Here is a 20,277-nt window from a genome sequence, read left to right as displayed (position 1 = left end):
GGTTCCACGTGAAACCCCCGGCGAATTAGCGGGCCATCCACACGCCCTTGCTCTGCCGCTCGCAGTACGGCTTGAGGTAATTGGCGTCGCTGGCCACTCCGTAATAATGGATATCCTGGCGATAGGGCAGGTTGGAGACCTGCGCGTTGCGGCACACGCCGAACGAGCCGCCAGGGCATTGTGCGACGAATTCGACTTCGATCTTCTGCCCCTTGAGCTGCGGCTGGCAAAAGCCCTCGCGGAACATCTGCGCCGGAATGCTCTGGTTCTGCTGGCAGATCTTGATATCCAGGCGATCGCCTTGGCTGTGCACCACGCAGGCATCAGCGTGGACGAATAGCGGCAGGGCGCAACCCAGCAGGGCGAACCAATGGCGCATAAGTGCTCTCCGAAAATCGATGCAGCGCACTCTAGGACTTTCCTGTTACCCCAACAAGCCGCAGCATAGGTAGATGCTGAGCCATATCCCTACCCATTTGATTGCCGGCCCGCTGGGTGCCGGCAAGACCAGTCTGATCCGCCACCTGCTGGCGCAACGACCGGCGCATGAACGCTGGGCGGTGCTGATCAACGAATTCGGCCAGATCGGCCTGGACGCCGCCTTGCTGGATGGTGATAGCGACGGCGTGCAGTTGCGCGAAGTCGCCGGCGGCTGCCTGTGCTGCGTCAATGGCGCGCCGTTCCAAGTCGGCCTGGCGCGGCTGCTGCGCCAGGCGCGGCCGCAGCGGCTGTTCATCGAGCCCTCCGGTCTCGGCCATCCCGCCGAACTGCTGCGCCAACTGCGCGAAGCGCCGTGGCAGACGGTGCTCGCCGTGCAGCCGCCAGTGCTGGTGCTGGATGCCGCCGCGCTGGCGAGCGGTACGCCGTTGCCGGACAGCCAGCAGGCCGCACTCGGCGAGGCGGCGCTGCTGGTGCTGAACAAGGCCGAGACGCTCGACGCCGCTGCGCGGGCGCGGCTGGTGGCACAGTTGCCAGCCATCCGGCACGTCTGGACCAGCCAGGGCCGCTTGCCGTTCGCTGAACTGCCCGGCCATGCGTTGCGCGCCGGTGCGCCGGCCCTGGAGCAACTGGCCCAGGGCGCGGCGCCGCTGGCTACTGTGTGGCGCGATCCCGCTGAGCCGCTCTGCCTGGTGCAGGCGCAGGCCGAAGGCTGGAGCATCGGTTGGCGCTGGCACCCGAGCCAGCGCTTTGAGTTGCTGCGCGTGCAGCAGTGGCTGGCCGCTCTGCCCTGGCGCCGCGCCAAGCTGGTGCTGCACGGCAACGCCGGCTGGCGGTCGGCCAATGCCCTGGACGGCGAGCCCATTCATTGGCGTAACAGCGAATGGCGCAAGGACTCACGCCTCGAACTGATCTTCGCCGAGGCGCAGGATGTGGCGGCACTGCAGGCCGGCATGGCCGCCTGCCGGCTCAGTTGAGCCAGCGTTCCGCGAGCAGACCAGCGAGTAGCAACACTGCGCTGAGCGCGGCGATCTTGAGTGCCAATGGCGAGCCGAGCGCGCCGAATAAGGCCCGCAGCGGTGCGCGGCGCAGGGCACGCACGGCGTCGAAGTGCTCGGGCGCGATCTCGGCGAGAAAGTACGGGGCGCGATACAGCAGGTAGCGGAAGCGGTCGGCGTCGTCGGTGTGCGGCGCCTGCAGGACGTAGCGGGGCCGACCGTCCTCGACCGTGCCCTGCACGGTCAGCAGCGTCTCAACGCCCCAGCCGGCGAGGCGCTGCTGCAGGTGTTCGAGCAACGCGCGGTCGGGTGAATCGAGCAGATAGAACATACGGGCCTCCATGCCGGAAAACGCCATCCTCGGTGCAGGACAGGCTGGCTGGCAAGTCCGGCGCGGATTGCTATGCTGCGATCCCTGTTTTCCGACCGCTCATCGACCATGATTCTGCACCCCTGGACCCACGCCAGTTCCGCTGGCTTCACTCTGCGCGGCTGGCACAGCGAACCCTCCGGCAAGCCGCTGCTGCATTTCCTGCACGGCAACGGCTTCTGCGGACGCACCTACGAACCGATGCTCAAGCGTCTGGCCGGCGAATTCGACCTGTGGCTGTGCGATGCCCAGGGGCATGGCGACAGCGATCACGGCGGGCGCTTCCACGGTTGGAACCGCAGCGCCGAGCTGGCGGTGGAGGCCTTCGAAGCGGGCCGCGGGCGTTTCGGCGAGGTGCCACGCTACGCGGTCGGCCACAGTTTTGGCGGGGTGCTGAGCAGTTTGATCCTGGCCAAATGGCCGCAGCTGTTCAGCCGCGCGGTGTTGCTCGATCCGGTGCTGTTCAGTCCGACCATGATTGGCGTGATGAGCTTCGCCGAAGTGCTCGGCGTACACCGCAAGAGCAGCATGGCCGCGCGCGCCGCTGCTCGCCGCCATCAGTGGAGCGACCGCGCTGCGGCCTATGCCGGCCTGCATGGACGGGGCATCTACAAAGGCTGGACGGATGCCGCGCTGTGGGCGTTCGTCGAGCACGCGCTGCGTCAGGTGGACGGTGCGGTCGAGCTGAAATGCCGACCGAGCCGCGAGGCGGAAATCTTCGCCTCGACGCCCAAGCGGCTGTGGGGCTCGCTGAACAAGATCGTCACGCCGACCCTGCTGCTCTACGGTCGCCACACCTATCCGTTCGTGGTCAAGTCGGCAGCGCGTCTGAGCGCCGCCAACGGCCACGTGCGCGCCCACCAGGTCGAGGGCGGGCACTGCTTCATGCAGGAGTTCCCCGAGGACAGCGCGGCGCGGGTGGCCGACTTCCTTTTGCAGCGCAGCTAGGCCCCTAAACGCAACAACCCGCCGAAGTGGCGGGGTGCCGCCCAGCGGGTTGTCGTGACGCGGCTACTGCTTAGCGGTCGTGGTGCAGGTAGCTGGGCTGCTTGGGCAGGCGGAAGCTGACCAGGAAGGCGATCGCCAGCATGAACGACACGTACCAGTAGAAATATTCCTCGTGACCCAGCGACTTCAGGCCAAGGGCGACGTACTCGGCGCTGCCGCCGAACATCGCGTTGGCGATCGCGTAGGACAGGCCGACCCCCAGCGCCCGCACTTCCGGCGGGAACATCTCGGCCTTCACCAGGCCACCGATCGAGGTGTAGAAGCTGATGATGGCCATCGCCAGGATGATCAGGCAGAACGCCGCGACCGGGCTCTCGATGGTCTTCAGGGTGAGCAGGATCGGTACCGTGCACAGCGCGCCGAGGGCGCCGAACCACTGCATTGAGGCGCGGCGGCCGATGCGGTCGGAGAGGGCGCCGAACGCTGGCTGCATGAGCATGTAGCAGAACAGCGCGAAGGTCATCACGCCGCTGGCGGTCTTGGCGTGCATGCCGACGGTGTTGACCAGGTACTTCTGCATGTAGGTGGTGAAGGTGTAGAAGATCAGCGAGCCGCCGGCGGTGTAGCCGAGCACGGTGAGGAACGCCGCCTTGTGGTGCTTGAACAGCCCGGCCAGGGTGCCGGCTTCCTTGTTGCCGCGGGTCTCGGCACTGCTGGTTTCCTCCAGCGAGCTGCGCAGGAACAGCGAGACCACCGCCGCCAGGGCGCCGACCAAGAACGGAATGCGCCAGCCCCAAGCCTTGAGCTCGGCCTCGCTGAGCAACTGCTGGAGGATCACTACCACCAGCACGGCAAGCAACTGGCCGCCGATCAGCGTCACGTACTGGAACGACGAGAAGAAGCCGCGCTTGCCCTTGAGCGCCACTTCGCTCATGTAGGTGGCGGTGGTGCCGTATTCGCCGCCCACCGACAGGCCCTGGAACAGGCGCGCCGCCAGTAGCAGCGCGGGCGCCGCTACGCCGATGCTGGCGTAGGTCGGCAGTACCGCGATGGCCAGCGAGCCGGCGCACATCATCAGCACCGAAATCAGCATCGAGCGCTTGCGCCCGTAACGGTCGGCGACCCGGCCGAACAACCAGCCACCCACTGGGCGCATCAGGAAGCCGGCGGCGAATACCCCGGCGGTGTTGAGCAGCTGCACGGTGGGGTCGTCGGAGGGGAAAAACGCCGGGGCGAAGTAGATAGCGCAGAAGGCGTAGACGTAGAAGTCGAACCATTCGACCAGGTTGCCGGAGGAGGCGCCGACGATGGCGAAGATCCGCTTGCGCTTCTCCACCGCGGTGTAGAGGGGTTCATGGGCAGTCATGGACGGGCCTCCGCAGGGAGACGACGCGCGGCAAGGCCGACGCAGGGAATGGCAGACATGGCGGGTACCTTATTGTGGTTGTAATAGGCGCACGGAGGCGGCCGTAGTAAGGCTGATGGCAAGACCTGTGCCAGGATCAGGAAGCCCGGACTAGAGCGGTTGTGGCGGGGAAATGGGCGATGGCTAAGCGGAATCTTGCCGATCCGTGCGGGGCAATCGGCGGAAATCCGCCGATGTGGGGCGGCTAGCCGAGGAACTTGGCCAGCAGGCGATCACGAGTTGTCAGCCGAGCACGGATCGCCAGCAAGCTGGCTCCTACCCAAAGCGGAGCGGTGCCGAACCGTCGTCGTAGCCCGGATGCAATCCGGGAAACCGGCAGCACCAGGTCCCGGATTGCATCCGGGCTACCAAAGCGGGGCGGGCTGATCCGTGGAGCGGGTTGCTACAGGAACTCGTCGCGGCTCAGGCCGTGGCGCTGCATCTTCTCGTTGAGGGTGCGGCGCGGCAGCTGCAGGGCGTCCATCACCGCCTTGATCTCGCCCTTGTGGCGACTTAGCGCGGTGCGCAGGCACTGCGCCTCGAAAGCTTCCAGCTGGGCGGCCAGCGACTGTCCGGCGGCCGGCTCCTCGCTGGCCTGGCCGAGGCCGAGCACATGGCGTTCGGCGGTGTTGGCCAGCTCGCGCACGTTACCTGGCCAGTCGTGCCCGAGCAGGCGCGCCAGCGCATAGGCCGACAGCGGCGTGGCCTCGCGGCCAAGGCGGCCGGCCGCGGCCTGGGCGAAGTGCTCGAACAGCAGCGGGATGTCCTCGCGGCGTTCGCGCAGCGGCGGCAGGCGCAGCTCGGCGACGTTCAGGCGGTATGCCAGGTCTTCGCGGAAGCGCCCGGCGCGGGCTTCCTCGAGCAAGTCCGGCTTGGTCGCGGCGATCACTCGCAAATCCACCGGAATGCTCTGGTTGGAGCCGAGGCGTTCCAGGCTCTGCTCCTGCAGCACGCGCAGCAGCTTGACCTGCTGGGCCAGCGGCAGGCTCTCGATCTCGTCGAGAAACAGGCTGCCGCCGTCGGCGTGCTCGATCTTGCCGATGCGCTTGCCCTGCGCGCCGGTGAACGCGCCGCTCTCGTGGCCGAACAGCTCGTTCTCGAACAGCGCCTCGGGGATCGCCGCGCAGTTCAGCGCGACGAAGGGCTTGGCGCCGCGCGGGCCGAAGTCGTGCAGGCAGCGGGCGACCAGCTCCTTGCCGCTGCCGGTCTCGCCGCGGATCAGCACGTTGATCGGGGTGGGCGCCAATTCCATCACCTGGCGGCGCAGCGTCTGCATGGCCGGCGAAAAACCGAGCAGGCGCGAGTCGATGCGCTGGCGCAGATCGACTTCCTCGCGCAGGCGGCGGTTCTCGAGGACCAGGCGGCGTTTGTCGAAGGCGCGGCGCAGGCGTTCGAGCAGGGTTTCCGGGCTGAACGGTTTCTCCAGGAAGTCGTAGGCGCCCTGGCGCATGGCGTCTACCGCCATCGGCACGTCGCCGTGACCGGTGAGGAGGATCAGCGGCAGGTCGCGGTCGAGCTGCTGCACGCGCTGCAGCAGGCCGAAGCCATCGAGGCCGGGCATGCGCACGTCGCTCAGCACCACCCCGGGAAAGTCGCGGCCGAGGCGCGCCAGGCCGGCCTCGGCGCTGGCGAACGGCAGCACCTCGAAGCCGGAGAGCTCCAGCCACTGCTGCACGGCGTCGCGGATGCTCGCCTCGTCGTCGATGACCATTACCGCATTCATGTGCTGTCCTCGTCGGGGGCGGCCGGCAGGCTCAGGCTGAAGCAGGCGCCGGTGTCGTCGTCGCGATTGCGTGCCTCCAGGCGCCCGCCCAGTTCCATCACGATGCCATAGGATACCGCCAGGCCGAGGCCGAGGCCCTCGCCGACCGGCTTGGTGGTGAAGAACGGGTCGAACACGCTGGGCAGGTGCTCGGCGGCGATGCCGCCGCCGTTGTCCTGCACCTCCAGGCGCCAGCCCGCGGCCTCGGCGTGGAGCGTCACGCGCAGGCGCCGTTGCGCCTGGCCGGCCATGGCGTCGAGAGCGTTGCGCAGCAGATTGACCAGCACTTGCTCGAGGCGAATCGCGTCGCCGCGCACCCAGGCCGGGCGCACCAGCTCCAGGTGCAGCTCGATCGCTTCCTGGTGCAGACGCGCCTCGAGCAGCTGCAGGGCGCGGTCGACCACCAGCGCCAGGTCGAGGCGCTCGCGCAGACCGCCGGGGCTCTTGCGCGCGAAGGTCTTCAGGTGGCCGGTCAGCGCGCTCATCCGCGCCAGCTGTTCGTCGAGGCGTTGCAGCACGGCGGTAGCCTGTTCGCCGCGGCCCTGCTCGAGGAGCAGGCGCAGGCTGGCCAGCTGCATGCGCTGGGCGGTCAGCGGCTGGTTGATCTCATGGGCCAGGGCCGCCGACATCTGGCCCAGCGCCGCCAGCTTGGCGGCCTGCACCAGGCCGTCCTGGGCGGTGCGCAGGGCGGCGGTACGCTGTTCGACCAACTGCTCCAGCTCCAGCCGACTGCGCTGGCGCAGGCGCGCCAGGCGCCAGCGCTGGTGCAGGAACAGACCGAGGAAGACCAGCGCCAGCCAGGCCCCGGCGGCGCCCAGCGCGGCGCTGCGGCCGGCCTGCGCGACTTCACGCGGTTCGTGCAGCAGGTGCAGGGTCCACTGCTCACTGGGCAGCGGTAGCGATTGCCAGAGGTAGTCGCGCCGCCCGTCCGGGCCGACCACGCGCGCCAGGCGGCGTTGCGCACCGAGCGGCTGCAAGGTCTGGTGCGCGAGGGGCTGCAGCGGCTGCTTGTCGTACTGGCGAGTGGCGGCCAACTCGGCGCGCGCCGCGGCATCCAGCGGCAGCAGTTCGCGGTAGCGCCAGCCCGGGCGGTTGGCGATGAACACCACGCCCTTGGCGTCGCTGACCAACAGGATGCCCGCGCTCTCGGCCCAATCATGCTCCAGGCCGGGAAACTCCAGCTTGACCACCATGGCGCCGAGGAACTCGCCCTGCTCGTTGGTCACCGCGCTGGACAGGAAGTAGCCGGGAATTCCGCTGGTCACGCCGACCGCATAGAAGCGCCCGCTGCCCTGCTGGCGGGTTTCCTGGAAATAGGGACGGAAGCCGTAGTTGTGGCCGACATAGCTGTGCGGACCGCGCCAGTTGCTGGCGGCGATCGCCAGGCCGTTGCGGTCGAGCAGCTCCAGAGTCGAGGAGTGCGCGGCGCCGTTGATGGCTTCCAGCTTGTGGTTGAGGCGCGCCTGGGTGGCGGCGTCGACCGGCCCGGCCAGCGCGGCGCGCAGTTCCGGGTCGAGGGCGAGCACCGTCGGCAGGGTGCGGTAGCGGTCGATCAGGGTGCGCAGGTTGTTCAGGTACAGGCCGAGGTGTTCTTCGGCCTGGTTGGCGCTGGCGTGCAGCGCACGCTGGCGCGCCTGGTGCTGGGCGAGGCCAGCGCACAGCGCCATGCCGAGGAGGATCAGCAGCACTCCGAGGGTCAGGCGCAACGGCCGCGCTGGCAGGCGGCTCATGGCGGACTCCGGCGCAGCGGCGGGCCGGCGCGGCTCACTGGTCGTGATGGCGGCGCCAGTCGTTCAGCGAGACGACGTTGTTGCTCAGCGGCGGATGCTCGAGCACCGGCGCCGGGTCGGCGGCGGTTTCGGCGCGGGCGTCGAACGGGAAGGCGTCCACCTCGATCTTGCCCAGATGCTGGCCGAACATGCTGATGCTGCCGGTCAGCCGCTGTTCGCCGGTGACGGTGAACTCGAAGCCGTAGATGCGGGCCAGGCGCGGATTATTGCGGCCGTCGCGCACCACCGTCAGCCGGCGCAGCGCGACGTTGCCGTCGAGCAGTTCGATATTCAGCCGTTTGCAATGCTGCATGGCCAGCGTCAAGGCCCGTTCGCGGATGCCGTGGCCGCGCCACAGCCAGGCCAGCGCGCTGGCGAACAGCAGAAAGAGGAACACATCACCCAGACCGATCATCACGCCTCCGCATCAGACGGCTAGCTTAACGCGCCCCCGGATGGCTGTCGCGCCGCTCTGCTACGGGCGCTGCTGTCCGCCCAACCTCGACGTTCATCACCACACGTTGGGCATCGTCGCTGCGCTCCTCAGCCCAACCTACGTGAGTGCGGATGAATGGGTGTAGGTTGGCGCTGAGCGCAGCGATGCCCAACGGCGATCTCTGTCGTTACTGGCCATTGGCTTTCACGAAGCTGTAATCCCTGCTGTGCATAGTCGGCCGCTTTCCAATAAGAGCGGTGATCTATGCCAGCCCCAACCCGACTGCTGCGTCCTCTTCCGTTGCTTCTCGCCCTGCAGGCCGTGCTGACTTCCGGCGCCTGGGCAGCCAGTTTCACGGTGCCGAGCGGCACCAATAGTGCGCCGAAAACCCTCGCCAATGGCGGCGACAGCGGCACGATCGCCAGCGGCGCGGCGCTCAGCGTCAATGACAGCAAAGCGGCCATCGACATCACCGCCAGCAGCGGCACGGTGACCATCGACAACGCCGGCAGGCTGACCAATCAGACTGGCCGGGCGATCGACAACAACAAGGACGGGGTGGCGGTCGTGATCAACAACCAGGGCTCGATCAGCACCCTGAATAGCGATGCGATTCGCTTCAACAAGGCCAACTCGACGCTGGTGCTCAACAACAACGGCTCGATTGTGGTCACGGGCAGCGGCACCAGTGGCGGCCAGGCGCTGGACTTGCGCGGTGCCGAGGGTAGCGCGGCGAAGATCATCAACAACGGCTCGGTGAGCAACCGCAGCGCGCTGATCCAGTCGAACAACGACGACGCCCTGCGCCCGGGCAAAAACACCACGATCAACAACTACGGCAGCATCCTCGCCAGCGGTGTGGTCAACAGCAAATGCCCGGACTACCTCAAGGCCGGCTGCGATGTCGCGGCCGCCGGGCAGAAGGCGCCGAGTGCCCACGATGCCATTGACGCCGGCGAGATGACCGGTGTGACGGTCAACAATTGGGGCACCATTGCCGGCCCGCGCCATGCGATTACCGCCGACTTCGACATCCGCGTGAGCAACTATCAGGGCGGCGAAATCATCGGCCGTAACGGCTCCGGGGTCGGTAGCGATGGCGTCGGCACGGTACTCAACTACGGCTTGATCAGCGGCCGCTATGCCGGCGCCGGCAATTCCTACGACCATTTTGGTGATGGCCGCACTAGCGCCAATGGCGACGGCGATGGTGTGGACATCGACGGCATGGCCAGCATCGATAACTACGGGCGCATCGAAGGCCTGGGCGCGGGCGGCGTGGATTCCGGCGGCCTGCCGAACGGCGCCGAAGGTATCGCGGCGGGCGGCGGCAGCATCGTCAACCGCGCCGGCGCGCAGATTTTCGGCCAGAGCGCCGGGATTCTTATCGACGATGGTGCCAACGGCAGCGCTATCGCCGCCGGGCGCGGCACCGCCAGCGCGGCCGGCGGTGCCGCGAGCATCAGCAACGCCGGCAGCATCGTCGGCGCGGACAAGGCGGCGATCGGTCTAGTCGGCGACTTCGCCGACAGCCTCGACAACCTGGCCGGTGGGCTGATCCGCGGCGGCGCGCAGACCGTGCGCGTCGATCAGCTGCACAGCACCACCGCCAGCGCCGCGGTGCAGATGGGCGCGGGCAACGACCGGCTGAGCAACCACGGCAGCATCGAAGGGCAGAACGGCCTGGCGGTGGACATGGGCAACGGCGACGACCTGCTGCTGCTTGGCCACAGCGGGCGCTTTGTCGGCAGCCTCGACGGCGGCAGCGGGCGTGACCGGGTGCAGCTCGACGACACGCTGGGCGGCAGCTTCGGCAACAGTCGCAACTTCGAACGCCTGGAAGTGCGCAGCGGCAGTTGGACGCTGAACAGCGCCGGCGATTTCAGCGAAGGCGGCCAGGTGTTCGGCGGCGCCACGCTGATCAACCAGGGCAACCTGCTCGGCAATCTGCAGGTCGACAGTGGCGCACGCTATGCCGGCAGCGGCCGCATTGGCGGCAATCTGCAGCTGGCCAGCGGTGCGAACCTGGGCTTCGCGCTCAGCCCGAGCGCCGCGCAGGCGCCGATTCAGGTCGGCGGCCAGGCCAGCCTGGCGGGCGCGCAACTACAGCTCAACGCCAGCCCCGGCGTGTATCCGTGGCACAGTGCCTATCGCGTACTGCAGGCCGATGGCGGGGTCAGCGGCCAGTTTGCCGGGGTCAGCAGCAACCTGGCGTTTCTCACCCCGAGCCTGAGCTATTCGGCGAATGCCGTGGACCTGCAACTGGCGCGCAATGACGTGCAGTTCAGCGACACGGCGAGCAGCGCCAACGGCCGGCAGGTCGGCGCCAGCGTGTCCGCGCTGGCGCTCGCCAATCCGCTGTACGGCGCGTTGCTGACCAGCAGCCAGGCCAGCGCCGGCGAGGCGCTCGAACAGCTGTCGGCGAGTGCCAACGCCAGTCTGGCCAACGCCATGCTCGGCAGCAGCGCGCAGGTGGGCAGCAGCATGCTCGCCGCCCTGCAATCGCCGGCGGTGGCTGGCGGCTTGCAAACCGCCTTGCTCGAAGGCGATGCGCCGCTGCTCGCCGCCACCGGTCTGCCGGCCGGGGTGCGCAACCTCAACGATCCGCAGGCGCAAGGCCGTCTGTGGTTACAGGGCCTGGGCAGTCACGGCCGGGTCGATGGCAGCGCCGGTTCCAGCGATCTCGACCAGAACACCGGCGGGGTGGTGTTGGGTGCCGATTGGGGCCTGGATAGCGAATGGTGCCTGGGCCTGCTCGGTGGCTATTCGCGCACCGATCTGCAAGCCGGCAGCGCGTTCGACGGCGATGTCGACAGCCTGCATGTCGGTGTCTACGCCCTGCGCCAGAGCGGCCCGCTGGCCTTGCGCCTGGGTGCCGCGTACAGCCGGCACGATGGCGACAGCAAACGCGAGGTGGATTTCAACGGCTTCACCGATCGCCTGCGCGGCGACTACGACGCCGACAGTCAGCAAGCCTTCGCCGAGCTGGGTTACGCGATGGGCAGCGGCAATCTCAGCGCCGAGCCATTCGCCAACCTCGGCTACCAGCGCTACAGCCGCGATGCCTATAGCGAAGACGGTGGCGCGGCGGCGCTACGGGTCGAGGCGCAGGAGCAGGACAACCTGACCTCGACGCTCGGTCTGCGCATCGCCCGCCTCGACACGCTGAGCAACGGCATCGGTTTCACCCCGCGTCTCAGCGTCGCCTGGCGGCACACCTATGGCGACGTCGACAGCCGCACCAGCCAAGCGTTTCTCAGCGGTGGCAGCGGCTTCAGCGTCGAGGGCAGCGCGCTGGATCGCAACAGCCTGTTGCTGGGCGTAGGCGCGGATTTCCGGCTCAGCGCCAGCCAGCAGGTCGGCCTCGGCTACAGCGGCGAGCTGGGCAGCAACGCGCAGAACCATGCGCTGCTCGCCCAGTGGCAAATGGGCTTTTGAGTCATGCGCTGAGGGGCGAGCCGACTCTCGTCCTTCAGGCTGCGGTCGCGCCCGGCGGGGTGCTCGGTTGTGAGGTGTCGATGCCCAGCCGGGCGAACATCACCCGGGCGATTTCCCGCTCGCCCATCACCACCAGATCGGCGCTGTGCTCCTGCAGGTAGTCGACCTCTGCGTCGTAGTGAGCGCGGGCGATGATGTCCAGTTGGGCATTCGCCGCCCGCGCATGCAGGGCGATCTGCCCGGCCTCCAGGGCATTCGGGATAGCGATCAGCAACCAGCGCGCCGCGCTGACGTTGGCCAGGTTCAGCACGAAATTACTGGCCGCATTGCCATGCACCACGCACAGACCTTGCTCGCGCAGTTCCTGGGCGCGAGTGCGGTTGTCCTCGATGATCACCAGGCCGATACCTTCGTCGCGCAAACGCTGGCTGATCCGGCTGCCGACCCGGCCGTGGCCGATCAGAATCGCGTGGCCGCTGGTGCACACCTGCTGGAGCAGATCGTCTTCGCGTTCTTGGGCGGCGGCCGAGTCGGCCGGTGCGGTGTGCTCGCGGCGGTCCAGCCAGGGCTGCAGGCGGTCGATCAGGTGGAACAGCAGCGGGTTGACCAAAATCGACAGGATCGCCCCGGCGAGGATCAGGTCGCGGCCCGCCTCTGGAAGCAGATTGAGGCCGACGCCGAGGCTGATCAGGATGAACGAGAACTCGCCGATCTGCGCCAGGCTGACCGAGATGGTCAGCGCGGTGCTGAGTGGTTTGCGGAACGCCAGGACGATCAGCAGTGCGGCCAGCGACTTGCCGAAGGCGATCACCAGGAAGGTCGCCAGCACCGCCAGCGGCTGCTCCCAGAGCGTCGCCGGATTGAACAGCATGCCCACCGAGACGAAGAACAGCACGGCGAACGCATCGCGCAGCGGCTGCGAGTCCTCGGCGGCTTTGTGGCTGTGTTCCGACTCGTTGAGCATCATCCCGGCGAAGAACGCGCCCAGTGCGAAGGACACGCCGAACACCTGCGCCGCGCCGAACGCGATGCCCATCGCCACCGCCAGTACGCCGAGGGTGAACAGCTCGCGCGAGCCGGTGCCGGCGCCGCGCTCGAGCAGCCAGGGAATCAGGCGGCGGCCGACCACCACCATCAGCACGACGAACAGGCTGACCTTGCCCAGGGTGACCAGCAGTTGCAGGAGCAGGCTGCTGTCTGCATCGCCCTGCACGGTACCGCCGAGCACGCCGGACAGCGCCGGCAGCAGGACCAGGGCAACAACCATCACCAGATCCTCGACGATCAGCCAGCCGATGGCGATCTTGCCGCGCCGGGTGTCGAGCAACTGGCGTTCCTCCAGGGCGCGCAGCAGCACCACGGTGCTGGCCACCGACAGCGCTAGACCGAACACCAGGCCGGCGCCCCAGCTCCAATCGAGGCTCCAGGCCAGGCCCATGCCGAGCAGGGTGGCGACGGCGATCTGCACCAGCGCGCCGGGAATCGCGATGTTCTTCACCGAGAGCAGGTCTTTCAGCGAGAAATGCAGGCCGACGCCGAACATCAGCAGGATCACGCCGATCTCGGAAATTTCCTGCGAGAGGTTCTTGTCGGCGACGAAGCCAGGGGTGAACGGGCCGACCAGAATCCCGGCCAGCAGATAACCCACCAGCGGCGACAGGCGCAGCCGATTGGCCAGCGTGCCGAGCACGAAGGCGAGGACGAAGCCGACCGCGATGGCGGCGATCAGGGGTGTGTGATGGGGCATCGAGTCTCCCAAGAGCGATGGTGGCGTGCCGACTCAGCCTAGTGGTTAGCGGCTACGGTCGCGCGCGAGGGCTCCAGTCTAACCGCCTGAACCTGCACGCCAGGGAATGGCAAGGCTATGAATTTGAACAAGATGTTTATCCACGCCGGTCAGGAGGAGGGCAGTGCGTCTTTGATCGCCTGGTAGCGTTGCTCGAGTTCCCGGCGGATCGCGCGACGCTGCTCGGCCTGACGAAAGCGCCGCTGGCCTTCGCGGTCGCCGGGTTGCAGCGCCGGCACGGCGAAGGGTTTGCCTTGCTCATCGACCGCGACCATGGTGAAGAAGCAGCTGTTGGTGTGCCGTACGGACTTCTCGCGGATGTTTTCGGTGACCACTTTGACGCCGATCTCCATCGAACTGGTGCCGGTGTAGTTGACCGAGGCGAGAAAGGTCACCAGCTCGCCGACATGGATCGGCTCGCGAAACACCACCTGGTCCACCGACAGGGTCACCACATAGCTGCCGGCATAGCGGCTGGCGCAGGCATAGGCTACTTCGTCGAGGTACTTGAGCAGGGTGCCGCCGTGCACCTTGCCGGAGAAATTGGCCTTGTCCGGGGTCATCAGTACGGTCATGGTCAGTTGCGCGGCACCGGCTTCCATCGGCGATTCCTCGGTGAGGTTGTGGGAAACCTTAGCTGGCCGAGATCACGTTTGCCCGTGGCTCGTGTGTGGTACTGGACCGGAGCGGGGCCACTTGCTGTGTGCGTTTTGCGGTCGCAGGATGCAAGGCCAGTTTCTGTCGAAGGAGTTCGTTATGCCTGTGGAAATTCGCCCGCTGCACAGCGCCGACCATGCCGTCTGGCTGTCGCTCTGGCAGGGCTACCAGCGCTTCTACCAGACCGAAATTGCCGAGGCGACCAGCGCCGTCACCTGGCAGCGTTTCCTCGATCCGGCCGAACCCATGCATGCCGCGCTGGCCTGGCAGGACGGTCGTGCGGTCGGGCTGGTGCACTGGATCTTTCACCGTTCGTGCTGGACGGTCAGTGACTACTGCTATCTGCAGGACCTGTATGTCATCGAAGACCTGCGTGGTGGAGGCGTTGGCCGCGCGTTGATCGAACACGTCTACGCCGCCGCGCGGGCCGCCGGAGCCAATCGCGTGCACTGGCTGACCCAGGAAGACAATCTGCGCGGCCGCCAGCTCTACGACCGCATCGCCCAGCGCTCCGGCTTTATCCAGTACCGCCAGCTGTTCGATTGAGCTTGATCATCCGCGCCGCACACGCGCGGCAACAGGTCCGCGCTCTCGGCTGGCCGTGCAAGTTGCAGGAATAAAAAAGGGAGCCTTGCGGCTCCCTGAAAGGGACTTGCTCTTTACCCGGTCAGGCGATTTCGATCAGCACTTCGCCCGGGTTGACGCGGTCGCCCTTGGCCACGTGCACCGCTTTCACGGTACCGGCGATCGGCGCCTGCACTTCGGTTTCCATCTTCATCGCTTCGGTGATCAGCACGGCCTGACCGGCTTTCACCACGTCGCCTTCTTTGACCAGTACGTCGACGATGTTGCCCGGCATGGTGGTGCTGACGTCGCCCGGCGCGCTGGCCTGCTTGCGCTTGCTGCCGCCACCGCCGACGAACTCGTTGAGCGGCTCGAACACCACTTCTTCCGGCATGCCGTCGATCGACAGGTAGAAGTGACGCTTGCCTTCGCCTTTCAGGCCGACACCGGTGATGTCGACACGGTAGGTTTCGCCGTGCACGTCGATGACGAACTCGGTCGGCACGCCTTCACCGCCGGCTGGAGCCACACCGTTGCCGGTCGGCATCGGCAGCAGTTCTTCCGGTTTCAGGGTGCCGGCTTCGCGCTCCTCGAGGAACTTGCGGCCGATGTCCGGGAACATGGCGTAGGTCAGTACGTCTTCCTCGGACTTGGCCAGTGAGCCGATTTCGCCACGCAGTTTGGCCAGCTCCGGCTTGATCAGATCGGCTGGGCGCACGTCGATGACGTCTTCGCTACCGATCGCCTGACGACGCAGTGTTTCGCTGACTTCGCCCGGCGCCTTGCCGTAACGGCCTTGCAGGTACAGCTTCACCTCGTTGGTGATGGTCTTGTAGCGCTCGCCGGCCAGCACGTTGAAGAACGCCTGGGTGCCGACGATCTGCGAGGTCGGCGTCACCAGCGGTGGGAAGCCGAGGTCGGCACGGACTCTCGGGATCTCCGCCATGACTTCGTCCATACGGTTCAGCGCGCCCTGCTCTTTGAGCTGGTTGGCGAGGTTGGAAATCATCCCGCCCGGCACCTGATTGACCTGCACACGGGTGTCGACGCCGGTGAAGGCGCTTTCGAACTGGTGGTACTTCTTGCGCACGGCGTAGAAGTACAGGCCGATTTCCTGCAGCAGCCCGAGGTCCAGGCCGGTGTCGAACTCGCTGCCGCGCAGCGCGGCGACCATCGACTCGGTACCCGGGTGGCTGGTGCCCCAGGCCATGCTGGAGATCGCCGTGTCGATGCGGTCGGCGCCGTTCTCGATGCCTTTCATCTGGCACATGCTGGCGACGCCGGCGGTGTCGTGGGAGTGCACCACCACGTCGAGCGACAGGTTGTCTTTCAGCGCCTTGACCAGCTCGCCGGTGGCGAACGGGGTGAGCAGGCCGGCCATGTCTTTGATGGCGATCGAGTCGACGCCCATGTCGGCCATGGCTTTACCCTGGGCGACGAACGCCTCGATGGTGTGCACCGGGCTGGTGGTGTAGCAGATGGTGCCCTGGGCGTGCTTGCCGGCGGCCTTCACCGCTTCGATGGAGACGCGCAGGTTACGCACGTCGTTCATTGCGTCGAAGATACGGAACACGTCGATGCCGTTGACCGCGGCCTTGGCCACGAACGCGCGCACCACGTCATCGCTGTAGTGGCGGTAGCCGAGCAGGTTCTGGCCGCGCAGAAGCATCTGCAGGCGGGTGTTCGGCAGCGCGGCTTTCAGCTTGCGCAGGCGCTCCCACGGGTCTTCCTTGAGGAAGCGCACGCAGGCGTCGAACGTCGCGCCGCCCCAGACTTCCAGCGACCAGTAGCCGACCTGGTCGAGCTTGGCGCAGATCGGCAGCATGTCTTCGGTGCGCATGCGGGTGGCCAGCAGCGACTGGTGGGCATCGCGCAGGATGGTATCGGTGATGCCTATCTTTTTCAGTTGGATGGTCTTGCTCATCTGAATTCTCCCCTTACAGGCCGGCGTGGGCGGCAATGGCGGCGGCGATGGCCAGGGCCAGCTCGTCGGGTTTGCGCTTGATCGAATAGTTGGTCAGTTCCGGGCGGGTTTCGACGAAACTGGTGTTGAACTGGCCGCTGCGGAACTCCGGGTCACGGAGGATTTCCTGGTAGTAGGCGGCGGTGGTCTTCACGCCCTGCACGCGCATGTCGTCCAGCGCACGCAGGCCGCGGTCCATCGCCTCTTCCCAGGTCAGTGCCCAGACGATCAGTTTCAGGCACATCGAATCGTAGTACGGCGGAATGGTGTAGCCGGTGTAGATCGCCGTGTCGGTGCGCACGCCGGGGCCGCCGGGCGCGTAGTAACGGGTGATCTTGCCGAACGAGGGCAGGAAGTTGTTCTTCGGGTCTTCGGCGTTGATGCGGAACTGCAGGGCGAAGCCGCGGTACTGGATGTCGTCCTGCTTGACCGACAGCGGCAGGCCACTGGCGATGCGGATCTGCTCGCGAACGATGTCGATGCCGGTGATTTCCTCGGTGATGGTGTGTTCCACCTGCACCCGGGTGTTCATCTCCATGAAGTACAGCTCGCCATCTTCGGCGAGCAGGAACTCCACGGTGCCGGCGTTCTCGTAGCCCACGGCCTTGGCCGCGCGCACGGCGAGGTCGCCGATGTAGGCGCGCTGCTCGGGGGTCAGCTGCGGGCTGGGGGCGATCTCGATCAGCTTCTGGTTACGGCGCTGGATCGAGCAGTCGCGCTCAAACAGGTGCACGGTATTGCCGAAGGAGTCGGCGAGTACCTGGGCTTCGATGTGCTTGGGGTTGACGATGCACTTCTCGAGGAACACCTCGGCGCGGCCGAAGGCCTTGGTCGCTTCGGAGATCACCCGCGGGTAGGCTTGTTCCAGTTCGTCACGGCTGTTGCAGCGGCGGATACCGCGCCCGCCGCCGCCGTTGGTGGCCTTGAGCATCACCGGATAGCCGATGCGGTCGCCTTCGCGCAGGGCTTCGGCGATGTCCGCCACGTTGCCCTCGGTGCCGGGAGTGCAGGGCACGCCGGCTGCGATCATGCTGCGCCGCGCTTCGGTCTTGTCGCCCATGCGGCGAATCACTTCTGCCGACGGGCCGATGAATTTGATCCCGCGCTCGACGCAGATATCTGCCAGTTCGGCGTTTTCGGAGAGGAAGCCGTAGCCCGGGTGTAGGGCGTCGCAGCCGGTTTCCACCGCTAGGTTGACCAGCTTGCGCGGGTTCAGGTAGCCGGCCAGCGGCTCGTCGCCAATGCTGTGCGCTTCGTCGGCACGCTTGACATGCAGGGCATGGCGGTCCGCTTCGGAATAGATAGCCACCGAGCGGATGCCCATCTCGGCGCAAGCGCGCACGATACGGACGGCGATCTCACCGCGGTTGGCGATCAGGATTTTCTTGATCACGGCAGGTTTCCCTCAGCCTAGTGAACTGGCAGGCGCTGCAGAATGGTCGCGACGCCCGACGCTCGATCGCAGCCAAGGCCTTGATCACCCGCTAACCGTAGCGCTCCGAGCGAATTAACTAAAATCAATAATTGTTGGGTTAGCTATTAGCTAAGACTTATAGTTGAATCCAGGGCCCGCTTAAAAAGGTGATCAACATGCGTAAGTCATTGATGCGCATGACATTACGTCAGCTGCAAGTATTCCGCGCGGTGTGCGAGACGCGCTCCTATAGCCGTGCCGCGGAGGAAATGGCGCTGACGCAACCGGCCGTGAGCCTGCAGATTCGCCAGCTGGACGAGCTGGTCGGCCAGCCGTTGTTCGAATATGTCGGCAAAAAACTCTACCTCACCGAGGCGGGCGAAGCGCTTTTGAAAGCCAGCGGCGACATCTTTGGTCGCCTGGAAAGCCTCGACATGCAGCTTTCCGACTTGCAGGGCTCGCTGCAGGGCCAGCTCAAGCTGGCGGTAGAGTCGAGCGCCAAGTATTTCGTCCCGCACCTGTTCGCTGCGTTCAAACGCCAGCACCCGGAAGTCAGCCTGCGCTTGATGGTGGTCAACCGCGCCCAGGTGATCAAGCGCCTGACCGACAACCGCGACGACCTGGTGATCATGTCGCTGGTGCCGCAGGACATGGCGCTGGAGTTTTTGCCCTTTCTGAATTACCCGATCGTGGCAGTGGCGCCGCCCGAGCATCCGCTGTGCAGCGCCGCGCAACTGACGCTGAAGGATCTCGAGCCCTATCCGCTGCTGGTCCGCGAACCCGGCTCGGGAACGCGCAAGGCCTGCGAAGAGTACTTCCAGCAGAAGCGCGTGCATTTCGCCCAGACCCAGGAAGTCGCCTCGTTGGATGCGCAGCGCGAATGCGTGGTTGCCGGCCTCGGCCTGGCTTTGTTGCCGCGCCATGCGGTGAATCTGGAGCTGAGCAATGGCTTGCTGTGCGAATTGCCGGTCGAGGAACTGCCGCTGTATCGCAGCTGGTGCGTGGTGCATGCGCGCGGTAAACGCCTGTCGCCGGTGGGCCAGGCGTTTCTCGCATTCATCCGCAGCGAACGGGCGCAGATCAGTGCGCTGGCGGCGCGTTTCGGCGCAATGCCGCATGGGCCGCGATAAGGTAGTCGGCGGCGATCAGTTCGGGGTGGTCGGCCAGTTCCTGCTGCAACTGGCGCTGTTCGGCATAGGCCTCAACGGCGCGTCGAAAGGCCATGCGCCGTAGGTCTTCCTTTTGCTGGCGAGTTTTTGGCTGGCTGGTTGGCGTCGAAGCGCCTTGTTGATAACGAGGCATCTGGCATCTCCCATGTCGAGGTCCGGGAGCACCAGCATCGCCTGGGCGGATGACGATTTAGTGGCGACTCGATGAAGTCGCCATGACCGCGTCTGTCAGTCCTCGACGTTTTTCACCGTTTTCGGCGACAGGCGCAGGCTGCGCAAGCTGCGTTTGACGCTCTTCAGGTGATTGACCAGCGCCGGCCCGCGCGCCATGGCGACGCCCATGGCCAGCACGTCGATCACCACCAGGTGGGCGATGCGTGAGGTCAGCGGGGTGTAGATTTCCGTGTCTTCCTGCACATCGATGGCCAGGTTGACGGTGGCCAGGTCGGCCAGCGGCGTCTGGCTCGGGCACAGGGTGATCAAGGTGGCGCCGACCTCGCGGACCAGGTTGGCGGTGATCAACAAATCCTTGGAGCGTCCGGACTGCGAGATACACACTGCGACATCGGTGGGTTTCAAGGTCACCGCGGACATGGCCTGCATATGCGGGTCGGAGTAGGCCGCAGCGGTGAGCAGCAGGCGGAAGAACTTGTGCTGCGCATCCGCGGCCACGGCGCCGGACGCGCCGAAACCGTAGAACTCTACCCGGTGCGCCTGGGCGCACGCGCTGATCGCCTGCTGCAGTGCGTGCGGGTCGAGGCGCTCGCGAACTTCCATCAGGGTGTGCAGCGTGGTGTCGAAAATCTTCAGGCTGAAGTCGGCGACCGAGTCGTTTTCGGTGATCGCGAACTGGCCGAAGCTGGCACCGGCGGCGAGGCTCTGCGCCAGTTTCAGCTTGAGATCCTGAAAACCGCTACAGCCGATAGCACGGCAGAAGCGCACGATGGTTGGCTCGCTGATCCCAACGCTGTGGGCCAGATCGGCCATCGAGCTGTGCATCACCGCAGCCGGATCGAGCAGTACGTGGTCGGCGACCTTGAGTTCCGATTTCCGTAACAGGTGGCGCGATTGAGCGATGTGCTGCAACAAGTTCACTAGGCAGGCTCTTGTATAGAGGGTGGCCGCCGGGCTGCATAACGCTGCAGCCTCGTCTCGGTTAT

At 66.3% G+C, this 20,277-nt stretch carries 17 protein-coding genes; 5 read left to right on the top strand and 12 right to left on the bottom strand.

What is annotated here, in order from left to right; genetic code table 11:
• Positions 1–25: 25 nt before the first annotated feature.
• On the bottom strand, positions 26–379 hold the full coding sequence (locus NVV93_RS19965; protein WP_258252389.1) for an NADH:ubiquinone oxidoreductase: 354 nt from the start codon (positions 377–379) through the stop codon (positions 26–28).
• 73 nt (positions 380–452) lie between these two features.
• Here NVV93_RS19965 and NVV93_RS19960 point away from each other — a divergent pair, with 73 nt between their 5' ends.
• Positions 453–1,415: a GTP-binding protein gene (locus NVV93_RS19960; protein WP_258252387.1), complete on the top strand. Its 963-nt coding sequence runs from the start codon at positions 453–455 to the stop codon at positions 1,413–1,415.
• On the opposite strand, the gene NVV93_RS19955 is transcribed toward NVV93_RS19960, so the two are convergent.
• On the bottom strand, positions 1,408–1,767 hold the full coding sequence (locus tag NVV93_RS19955) for a hypothetical protein (RefSeq protein WP_258252386.1): 360 nt from the start codon (positions 1,765–1,767) through the stop codon (positions 1,408–1,410). The genes NVV93_RS19960 and NVV93_RS19955 overlap by 8 nt on opposite strands.
• Before the next feature lie 108 nt (positions 1,768–1,875).
• On the opposite strand from NVV93_RS19955, the gene NVV93_RS19950 reads away from it, so the two are divergent.
• Positions 1,876–2,754 (top strand): alpha/beta fold hydrolase, encoded by an 879-nt coding sequence (locus NVV93_RS19950; RefSeq protein WP_258254432.1) that lies wholly within the window; start codon positions 1,876–1,878, stop codon positions 2,752–2,754.
• 70 nt (positions 2,755–2,824) lie between these two features.
• Here the strand turns inward: NVV93_RS19950 and NVV93_RS19945 are convergent, their stop codons facing one another.
• The 4 genes from NVV93_RS19945 to NVV93_RS19930 form a co-directional block, all read right to left on the bottom strand.
• The gene (locus tag NVV93_RS19945; RefSeq protein ID WP_258252385.1) at positions 2,825–4,120 is read right to left on the bottom strand and encodes an MFS family transporter; all 1,296 of its coding nucleotides are present in this window, start codon (positions 4,118–4,120) and stop codon (positions 2,825–2,827) included.
• Between the two features lie 442 nt (positions 4,121–4,562).
• Entirely contained in the window at positions 4,563–5,882 is a 1,320-nt protein-coding gene (locus NVV93_RS19940) for a sigma-54 dependent transcriptional regulator (protein WP_258252384.1), read from the bottom strand.
• Positions 5,879–7,651, bottom strand: coding sequence for an ATP-binding protein (locus NVV93_RS19935; protein WP_258252383.1), 1,773 nt, complete (start codon positions 7,649–7,651; stop codon positions 5,879–5,881). The genes NVV93_RS19940 and NVV93_RS19935 overlap by 4 nt, the downstream gene beginning before the upstream one ends.
• A 34-nt stretch (positions 7,652–7,685) precedes the next feature.
• Entirely contained in the window at positions 7,686–8,105 is a 420-nt protein-coding gene (locus NVV93_RS19930) for a DUF3301 domain-containing protein (RefSeq protein ID WP_258252382.1), read from the bottom strand.
• Between the two features lie 285 nt (positions 8,106–8,390).
• Here NVV93_RS19930 and NVV93_RS19925 point away from each other — a divergent pair, with 285 nt between their 5' ends.
• The gene (locus NVV93_RS19925; protein ID WP_258252380.1) at positions 8,391–11,564 is read left to right on the top strand and encodes an autotransporter outer membrane beta-barrel domain-containing protein; all 3,174 of its coding nucleotides are present in this window, start codon (positions 8,391–8,393) and stop codon (positions 11,562–11,564) included.
• A gap of 34 nt (positions 11,565–11,598) precedes the next feature.
• Here NVV93_RS19925 and ybaL read toward each other — a convergent pair whose 3' ends face one another.
• Complete coding sequence (gene ybaL / locus NVV93_RS19920; protein WP_258252379.1) at positions 11,599–13,311, bottom strand: YbaL family putative K(+) efflux transporter; 1,713 nt, start codon at positions 13,309–13,311, stop codon at positions 11,599–11,601.
• A gap of 149 nt (positions 13,312–13,460) precedes the next feature.
• Positions 13,461–13,952 carry an acyl-CoA thioesterase gene (locus NVV93_RS19915; protein WP_258252378.1) on the bottom strand — a complete coding sequence of 164 codons (492 nt, stop codon included), beginning with the start codon at positions 13,950–13,952 and terminating at the stop codon, positions 13,461–13,463.
• A gap of 154 nt (positions 13,953–14,106) precedes the next feature.
• On the opposite strand from NVV93_RS19915, the gene NVV93_RS19910 reads away from it, so the two are divergent.
• A complete protein-coding gene (locus NVV93_RS19910; RefSeq protein ID WP_258252377.1) occupies positions 14,107–14,553 on the top strand; it encodes a GNAT family N-acetyltransferase in 447 nt (148 codons plus the stop codon).
• Between the two features lie 121 nt (positions 14,554–14,674).
• On the opposite strand, the gene oadA is transcribed toward NVV93_RS19910, so the two are convergent.
• Together oadA and NVV93_RS19900 are read right to left on the bottom strand one after the other, a co-directional pair.
• Positions 14,675–16,495: a sodium-extruding oxaloacetate decarboxylase subunit alpha gene (oadA, locus tag NVV93_RS19905; RefSeq protein WP_258252376.1), complete on the bottom strand. Its 1,821-nt coding sequence runs from the start codon at positions 16,493–16,495 to the stop codon at positions 14,675–14,677.
• A 13-nt stretch (positions 16,496–16,508) separates the two neighbouring features.
• Positions 16,509–17,927: an acetyl-CoA carboxylase biotin carboxylase subunit gene (locus NVV93_RS19900; protein WP_258252375.1), complete on the bottom strand. Its 1,419-nt coding sequence runs from the start codon at positions 17,925–17,927 to the stop codon at positions 16,509–16,511.
• A 212-nt stretch (positions 17,928–18,139) separates the two neighbouring features.
• Between NVV93_RS19900 and NVV93_RS19895 the strand changes: the two genes are divergently transcribed.
• On the top strand, positions 18,140–19,078 hold the full coding sequence (locus tag NVV93_RS19895; RefSeq protein WP_258254431.1) for a LysR family transcriptional regulator: 939 nt from the start codon (positions 18,140–18,142) through the stop codon (positions 19,076–19,078).
• On the opposite strand, the gene NVV93_RS20230 is transcribed toward NVV93_RS19895, so the two are convergent.
• A complete protein-coding gene (locus tag NVV93_RS20230; RefSeq protein ID WP_375162942.1) occupies positions 19,029–19,172 on the bottom strand; it encodes a PA3496 family putative envelope integrity protein in 144 nt (47 codons plus the stop codon). The genes NVV93_RS19895 and NVV93_RS20230 overlap by 50 nt on opposite strands.
• A 173-nt stretch (positions 19,173–19,345) precedes the next feature.
• Positions 19,346–20,212 carry a transcriptional regulator HexR gene (gene hexR, locus NVV93_RS19885; protein ID WP_258252373.1) on the bottom strand — a complete coding sequence of 289 codons (867 nt, stop codon included), beginning with the start codon at positions 20,210–20,212 and terminating at the stop codon, positions 19,346–19,348.
• Between the last annotated feature and the right edge of the window lie 65 nt (positions 20,213–20,277).

The organism is Pseudomonas sp. LS44, assembly GCF_024730785.1.
Taxonomy (GTDB): domain Bacteria; phylum Pseudomonadota; class Gammaproteobacteria; order Pseudomonadales; family Pseudomonadaceae; genus Aquipseudomonas.
The sequence above is the reverse complement of the archived record's forward strand: the minus strand, read 5'-3'. Positions and strand labels throughout refer to the sequence as shown.

Excerpts from the sequence above, each read along its gene's own strand:
- NVV93_RS19930 (WP_258252382.1), bottom strand. The coding sequence starts at position 8,105 with ATGATCGGTCTGGGTGATGTGTTCCTCTTTCTGCTGTTCGCCAGCGCG.
- NVV93_RS19965 (WP_258252389.1), bottom strand. The coding sequence starts at position 379 with ATGCGCCATTGGTTCGCCCTGCTGGGTTGCGCCCTGCCGCTATTCGTC.
- NVV93_RS19925 (WP_258252380.1), top strand. The coding sequence starts at position 8,391 with ATGCCAGCCCCAACCCGACTGCTGCGTCCTCTTCCGTTGCTTCTCGCC.
- NVV93_RS19935 (WP_258252383.1), bottom strand. The coding sequence starts at position 7,651 with ATGAGCCGCCTGCCAGCGCGGCCGTTGCGCCTGACCCTCGGAGTGCTG.
- NVV93_RS19940 (WP_258252384.1), bottom strand. The coding sequence starts at position 5,882 with ATGAATGCGGTAATGGTCATCGACGACGAGGCGAGCATCCGCGACGCC.
- NVV93_RS19955 (WP_258252386.1), bottom strand. The coding sequence starts at position 1,767 with ATGTTCTATCTGCTCGATTCACCCGACCGCGCGTTGCTCGAACACCTG.
- ybaL (WP_258252379.1), bottom strand. The coding sequence starts at position 13,311 with ATGCCCCATCACACACCCCTGATCGCCGCCATCGCGGTCGGCTTCGTC.
- NVV93_RS19945 (WP_258252385.1), bottom strand. The coding sequence starts at position 4,120 with ATGACTGCCCATGAACCCCTCTACACCGCGGTGGAGAAGCGCAAGCGG.
- NVV93_RS19950 (WP_258254432.1), top strand. The coding sequence starts at position 1,876 with ATGATTCTGCACCCCTGGACCCACGCCAGTTCCGCTGGCTTCACTCTG.
- oadA (WP_258252376.1), bottom strand. The coding sequence starts at position 16,495 with ATGAGCAAGACCATCCAACTGAAAAAGATAGGCATCACCGATACCATC.
- NVV93_RS19915 (WP_258252378.1), bottom strand. The coding sequence starts at position 13,952 with ATGGAAGCCGGTGCCGCGCAACTGACCATGACCGTACTGATGACCCCG.
- NVV93_RS20230 (WP_375162942.1), bottom strand. The coding sequence starts at position 19,172 with ATGGCCTTTCGACGCGCCGTTGAGGCCTATGCCGAACAGCGCCAGTTG.
- NVV93_RS19910 (WP_258252377.1), top strand. The coding sequence starts at position 14,107 with ATGCCTGTGGAAATTCGCCCGCTGCACAGCGCCGACCATGCCGTCTGG.
- NVV93_RS19895 (WP_258254431.1), top strand. The coding sequence starts at position 18,140 with ATGCGCATGACATTACGTCAGCTGCAAGTATTCCGCGCGGTGTGCGAG.
- NVV93_RS19960 (WP_258252387.1), top strand. The coding sequence starts at position 453 with ATGCTGAGCCATATCCCTACCCATTTGATTGCCGGCCCGCTGGGTGCC.